6 protein-coding genes and 1 tRNA gene are annotated in these 7,095 nt (G+C 43.2%); 1 reads left to right on the plus strand and 6 read right to left on the minus strand.

Features of this window, described 5'->3' with window-relative positions; translation table 11 throughout:
• Positions 1-38 precede the first annotated feature (38 nt).
• From KPX09_RS03785 to KPX09_RS03805, 5 genes are all read right to left on the minus strand, one after another.
• Positions 39-1,751, minus strand: a complete 1,713-nt coding sequence (locus tag KPX09_RS03785) for a cation:proton antiporter (protein ID WP_249549062.1) — start codon at positions 1,749-1,751, stop codon at positions 39-41.
• A gap of 11 nt (positions 1,752-1,762) precedes the next feature.
• Positions 1,763-2,335, minus strand: a complete 573-nt coding sequence (locus tag KPX09_RS03790) for a thioredoxin family protein (protein ID WP_249549063.1) — start codon at positions 2,333-2,335, stop codon at positions 1,763-1,765.
• Between the two features lie 404 nt (positions 2,336-2,739).
• Positions 2,740-3,183: a CopD family protein gene (locus KPX09_RS03795; protein ID WP_249549064.1), complete on the minus strand. Its 444-nt coding sequence runs from the start codon at positions 3,181-3,183 to the stop codon at positions 2,740-2,742.
• 412 nt (positions 3,184-3,595) lie between these two features.
• Positions 3,596-4,594, minus strand: coding sequence for a pyruvate dehydrogenase complex E1 component subunit beta (locus tag KPX09_RS03800; protein WP_249549065.1), 999 nt, complete (start codon positions 4,592-4,594; stop codon positions 3,596-3,598).
• 493 nt (positions 4,595-5,087) lie between these two features.
• A tRNA-Leu gene (locus KPX09_RS03805) sits at positions 5,088-5,171 on the minus strand.
• A gap of 94 nt (positions 5,172-5,265) precedes the next feature.
• Between KPX09_RS03805 and tldD the strand changes: the two genes are divergently transcribed.
• Positions 5,266-6,687, plus strand: a complete 1,422-nt coding sequence (gene tldD, locus KPX09_RS03810; protein ID WP_249549066.1) for a metalloprotease TldD — start codon at positions 5,266-5,268, stop codon at positions 6,685-6,687.
• Between the two features lie 148 nt (positions 6,688-6,835).
• Here the strand turns inward: tldD and KPX09_RS03815 are convergent.
• On the minus strand, positions 6,836-7,095 hold a 260-nt coding region (locus KPX09_RS03815), incomplete at its 5' end, for a P44/Msp2 family outer membrane protein (protein WP_249549067.1).

Genomic DNA, 7,095 nt, shown 5'->3' on the forward strand with positions numbered 1-7,095 from the left:
TAGCGATGTTTACACTAATCTAGCGCAAGGCATACATCTCAGACATTATCCGAACTTTCTTTTTTCACCGGGCGCTGATAATCCTCCATACGAAAAGCGTTCTGCAAAGATAAAATCGCATTATCACTGAATCCACTGATACTTAGAGCTATACCCCCTAGCTGCAGCCCCGCTTCGTAAGTTTCTGGAATCAAATAATGAGCCCCTAGCTTTTTGTACATGTCAGCATTACTCAAATCTGGTATACGCACAGCAATTATCGTATCAGGAAAGTTCTTAGCAACAAGCGCTATCACCTTTTTTGCCGTAACCTCATTATTTATCGCAATAGCAATAGCAGTAGCACGAGAAGCCCCCATCGCAGTAAGCACCTCTAACTTCGTTAGATCTCCTAAGTATACAGGAAACCCCTCCTTTCTCCCCTCAGTAACAACACTTGGCTGAATATCAGAGGCTATATAGTTAACATGTTCCGCCATCAAAACCTTAGCCACAAGGCGACCGACCCTACCAAATCCAACCACTATAACGTGCTGATCTAAATCGCTAGTATCTAATACCAGCGCCGAAGAAGTGTAAGAAACTTTGTTTTTCGTCAAAAATCCAGATATCCAATTTCCCAGAGTCGCTAGAAGCGGAGTAAATGCCATAGTAACTGTTGTAGCCATCATTAACACTTGAGCAAGATCATGCGACAACACACTCTTTTCGGCAGCTAATCCAAACAATATGAAAGAGAACTCCCCGCCCTGAGAAAGCAATAGACCTGCCTGCAAACCCGCAGATAGCGAGAAGCGAAAACATCTACACAGAACACAAACAATAAATGACTTCAATAGCATCAAAGAGAGCGACAAAGCAGCAACAACAGGTAACTTACTCAACAGAAGTTCCGTATCTATAGACATGCCCACAGTCATGAAGAACAGACCAAGGAGCAACTTCTTAAAAGGCAATACGACCTGCTCTACGTCGTAGCGGTACTCCGTTTCCGCAACCAACAGTCCAGATACAAAAGCCCCAAGAGCCATAGAGAGATTAAAATTCTCAGTAACGAAAGCAGCCCCCAACACTATAAGTAGCGTAGAAGCAATAAACACCTCATTGCTCTTCATCGCTGCTATAGTGCCAAATAACGGCCTCAACAACAACCTTCCCGTAACAAATATAAGAGCAAGCGCTACCCCAGCTTTCAGGAAAGCAATAAACAAAGACCCCACAAGACTATTAGACTCGCCTGCCAGCAACGGCAGCAACACTATCAAAGGCACAACAGCAAAGTCTTGCAATAGCAGCACAGCTATGGACAATCTCCCAACCTGCGAGGATTGCATACCCTTCTCCTGTAGTACCTGCAATACAATAGCCGTGGAAGAAAGAGCCAGCGCACCGCCAATAACCACGGAGCTCTCAGAATCAACACCAAGCCCACGTGCCACGCACCATATTAACGTGGCCGTCACTATCACCTGCAACGTCCCAAAACCAAAGACATGCATTCGCATGGCTGATAGTCGCTCAAAAGTTAACTCTATCCCTATCAAAAAGAGAAGGAATACAACCCCAAACTCAGCTAAACTACTGATAATAGACGAAGACTCAACTAGTTGCAGCCCATGCGTACCAATAGCAGCCCCCGCAACAAAATATCCAAGCACAGGACTGATACGCAACTTCCAGAACAGCACCACCACCACCACCGCAGCAGCTAATAGCACTATGACATCCAAAAGATAACTAGAATGGTGCATAGAAGAACAAACTAACTTAAAATATCATCAACGCAACGCCACTTTATAGAACACCCAATACTAGGCTTCTGATTTTCGGGCACCCTACCCGTAGCAGCAATAAACTCTACGGCCCCATACAACTCACTAGCGCCCAATGCCCCCTCAACGGCCTTCTGATCATCAAAACGCCCACGGTAACATAGTTGCAAATCTCTATTAAAGCAAAAAAAATCAGGCGTACACACGGCCCCATAGCTGCGTGATACATCTTGTGTTTCATCTATAAGATAGTGAAATGGAAAACCATGCTCAGCAGCAAAACTCACCATCTTGTCATAAGAGTCCTCAGGGTATGCAACCGTATCATTTGGCATAATAGCGACAGCCCTGACATCGTGCTTCTCCATGAGTTTTTTAACATCAACAACAATACGTTTTACAATAGCCTTTACATACGGACAATGGTTGCACAGGAACATAACCAATAATGCTGCTCCCCCCCTTAAGGCGTCTAACCCGTAAAAATTACCATCCACAGACCTAAGGGAAAAATCACGCGCAACAAATTTCTCATCTAATGTTGGTGTACTAACAGCCGCCATGAACCATCAACCCAGAAACAAGAATGTTTCACATTCTAAGCTTTCGCGCAGCCAAAAGTCAAACAGTTTTACTGCAAGCATACTGTTCTACTTTAGCCATAGCAGCGCAAAAATTGCAACGCAGCACCTGGTATACACGGATGCCAATTTACAATGTCTTACCGAATCCTACCAACATGTTGAAGCCCCAAGACCATCACAAGATCTAACACATGCTGAGCACCCTAATATCAAGATGCACAGAGCTTAGTAATTTGCAGAGGTAATAAAGCCTCAGTAGCACAAAAATCACAATGCATTCACCAAGAGTACAGCAGAATTCCCCAACAACTTCCGGACTCAACACTACCTAGTGCGTTACTTTATCAATGTCAGCAGCAAACCTAAGACATGCATTGTACGCATCAACTAAATGGCTTAACCACTGCCATAATTATTATACCGATGAGCAAAACTGTGACTATTTCATTAAGCACTCGAAAGAAAAAACTAGAATGTACCCGTATATCCAACGAGAAATCCTTCCTATACTTCACGAAAAGACAGTGCATGTATATCATACACGCCAGCAAAACGGACTTGATTCTAAACCACACAAACAAGTGAGCATTGTTTGTAATAGCAAGGGTAAGACCTAACAGCACAGTAGATGCCATAGCTGGATTCATTATATAAAACAGCAACCTACGTTCCATGGTCGCGAGGAGAGCACTGGTCTCAGAACCAGGTTCTGTATTTGCGTGATAAACGAACAACCTAGGAAGATAAAGCATGCCCGCCATCCACATAACTACTGAAATCACATGAAATGCTTCCAACCACCTATGGAGTTCCCGAAACAAAAGCATAACACACCGGTAATGATTAAAAAAATTATCAACATGTTAGCAATTATGCATTCTCGATACAATAATACTACTGTTTTTTCATGGTTTATTTCCCTATGTAAATGCCTATGGTATTGGGTTTTACTACTAAAGAACAAATTGTACTTTTTGTACCGTGTACAATTTCAACTGCGACAATTTTGAGGCGTAAGAGATTGCTGGAAAAAGCTTTACCTTAACGGAATATGTGAATTTTCAGCAGCAACCACAGAAAAATACACTCACTAGACAAAGGAGACACAAAACTTGCAAGCATCTGGAGTTCCTGCGCCCCCAACACCTGCATCCCCGCTAACTACACAAAAAAGCTAAAGTGGAAATCTGAAGATCATGTATTTCCATCGCGAAACAAGCCTCTATTGAGCTATCACAACTAAGCTATAGAATAATTACATACCTTATGTACTGCTGACACTATATCTTCCACACTTGGAAGGGCGAGACTCTCCAAATTGGCTGCATAAGGCAACGGAACATCCTTGGCAGTTACCCTAGTTACAGGTGCATCGAGATCATCAAATGCACATTCATCTATCAATGCTGTAATCTCCGCTCCCAAGCCACAAAACGGCCATCCCTCCTCAACAGTAACAACACGATTTGTCTTTTTGATAGACTTCAAAATAGCCTCAGTATCTAGCGGACGCAGTGTCCTAAGATCTATGACCTGCACACTTATACCGTCTTTCATTAGAATATCAGCAGCCTCAAGAGCATACTTAATCTGCAAAGAGAACGTTATAATTGTTACATCTTTACCTTCTTTGACAACCGCAGCTTTACCAATTTCAACCAAACTATCGCTGCTCAATTGATCTCCTGTCACTTCGTGCAAGTGTCCGTACGCAATTTCGTTCTCTAGAAATATCACAGGATTGGGATCGCGTATTGCAGATTTCAATAACCCCTTACAGTCGGCAGCAAAATACGGCGCAACGACCTTTATACCCGGCACGTGTGAATACCACGATGCAAAACACTGGGAGTGTTGAGCCGCAACACCTGCCGCAGCACCATTCGGCCCACGGAAGACTATAGGACAACCTAGCTGCCCCCCTGACATGTAATTTGTTTTCGCAGCAGAATTAACTATCTGGTCCATAGCCTGCATGGAAAAATTAAAGCTCATAAACTCTACTATAGGCTTCAACCCGCAGAAAGCCGCCCCTACTGCTAATCCAGTAAAACCATGCTCGCTAATAGGAGTATCGACAACCCTTTGTGGTCCAAAGCGCTCTAAAAGTCCTTGACTTATTTTGTACGCACCCTGGTATTCTCCAACTTCTTCCCCCATAAGAAAAACACTCTGGTCACGCTCCATCTCCTCTTCCATAGCCAAGCGCAATGCTTCCCTTACAGTTATAACTTCCATATATCCCCAGAGGTAAAAACTGCAGCGCTCATCTTATTTTAAAAGAAGCAAGAATGCAAATACATTTGCTCTCGCACACTTTTACGTAAAGGGGCAATAGAGTCGGCTTACCGCACAGTTTCAACTTCTATCCGTGATTTAGCTTATTGATATTGCGCAGCCACACTTTCCGTAACTGTTTATAGATCTTAGTAGTATTAGAACTTGGCGACGCAGTCTATCTGCTACAAGACGTTCACTATATAAGCCATGAACATGTAATGAAACTACATCAAACATAAGCGAAGTAAAACAATATGTTGTTTCCTGCCCTGGATGACGCTGCAAACTAAAGCAAATCACCAAAAACACATTTACCATATACATCTGGTGCACGTACCATGTACAGATCACGCCTGGCAAACGATTGATGCATAGAAAACACTACACGAGCATTTGCACATTCGTAATGGTATTGGGCCTTTAGAGGAGGGGGAGCTAAAAATACCTGGAGTGCCCGAAAGAAGACTCGAACTTCCACAACCGTAAGGTTACTAGCACCTGAAGCTAGCGCGTCTACCAATTCCGCCATTCGGACCAACTATACTGCGGGCGACACAGGTCCCCGAATTCAGTTGATTATTAAGGTTCACCAAGTATATTTGTGAAGTTATATACAAAAAAGAGTCAGAATGGAAGAATTCGATGTCGATAAAGTATTTTATGCGAGGGCTGATAGAAATAAATTAAGAACTTTAGTTACAGACACGCTGCACTGTATGGATGGCGGTGAGTTATTCTTAGAATTTTGTCATTCTGAATCTCTTAGTATCGAAAATGGAATCATAAAAAATGCAGATTTCAGTTTTCGCAAAGGTTTTGGATTTCGTGCATTTCGTGACGGTGTAGCCTCTTTGGTATGTTCATCGGAAATTAGCGATTCTGAAATTAAAAAGGCTGCGTCGTTGCTAAAACACATTGGGAAAGGAAGCGTTGATGTAGTACAGCTCTGTCAATCCGGTAGTAGGCAACTTTACCCTACAGAGAGTCCTGTGGGTGAAATTCCATTCGCGAGTAAGGTACAGATCCTTCAAGACATCGATGCATATTTGCGTAGTGCTAATCCACATGTCGTGCAAGTGAAGGTTTCTATTAGTACACAGTGGCAAGTTGTGCAAATCATAAGAAACGACGGTAGCACTGTTGGAGATATGCGTCCCTTGGTGAGATTAGATATATATGTGCTTGTAGAAAAAGGTGGCCGAAAAGAGCACGGTCGAGGAGGGCATGGAGGCAGGTCTTTGTGTTCTGAGTTTATTACGGAAGATCAGTGGAAAAAGATTGCAGATGGAGCATTACGCCAAGCTATGACTAATATGGAAGCTGTAGCAGCCCCCGCAGGAGAGATTACAGTTGTTTTAGGCCCAGGTTTTCCTGGAGTACTACTTCATGAAGCTGTGGGGCATGGTTTGGAAAGCGACTTCAATCGCAAAAAGGTTTCTGCATTTTCTGATGCTATAGGAACAAGAGTAGCCGCAGAAGGAATTACGGTGGTAGATGATGGCACAATGCAGGGACGCAGAGGGTCGCTAAACATCGACGATGAGGGCACAGTTTCTGGATATAATGTGCTAATTGAGGACGGTATTCTTGTCTCATACATGCACGATAATATGAACTCAAGGTTGATGGGTGTTACTTCCACGGGAAACGGTCGCAGAGAGAGTTATAAAAGCATGGTGATACCACGCATGACAAATACATACATGCTTCCAGGAACGTATACTCCAAACGACATAATTTCTAGTGTTAAGCGGGGCATATATGCTGTAGATTTTGGTGGTGGGCAGGTTGATATAACATCTGGTCAATTTGTCTTCTCTGCATCTGAAAGCTATCTAATAGAAAATGGTAAAATTGGCAGTCCATTGAAAGGAGCAACACTCGTGGGCAGTGGTCCTGAAATTTTGAAAAAAGTTTCCATGGTTGGGAATGATTTGGCACTTGATCCTGGCATTGGAACCTGCTCAAAAGACGGACAGAGCATTCCGGTATGTGTAGGACAACCCACTCTAAAGATTGACTCTATCACAGTTGGTGGAACTGCTATGTAACTTTGCAATTACCCACCATCTTACTTAAAGAGCGTTGATAAACGTCACGGAGAGGCTTAGTAGATAGTAGTAACCGGTGGTGCTTTGCTATGGGGTTTACAACTATACTGCATGTTTGTAACCATAATGGGTGCTGAAGCGTAAAGTTCTAAACCTCAAGCTTAGGAGTGATGTGACCATCAACAACGCCAACGAAGTTACCACCTAGACCAACACAAGCATAAGGAATAACACCTAAACCTTCACTAAGAAGATCATAACAAGCATTGACCATGACTGAAGTAGAAGAAACCGCCCTAATCTCAACAACCTCACCCCCTTCAATAGTTTTAGCAAGTATCCCAGCCACTATGGTTTTTTCTTCGGGGGTGAGTTCCTTGACCAGGTCTTTAGCTACCGCTGTGGCGT

It is taken from the genome of Anaplasma phagocytophilum (assembly GCF_023476575.1).
Classification (GTDB): domain Bacteria; phylum Pseudomonadota; class Alphaproteobacteria; order Rickettsiales; family Anaplasmataceae; genus Anaplasma; species Anaplasma phagocytophilum_A.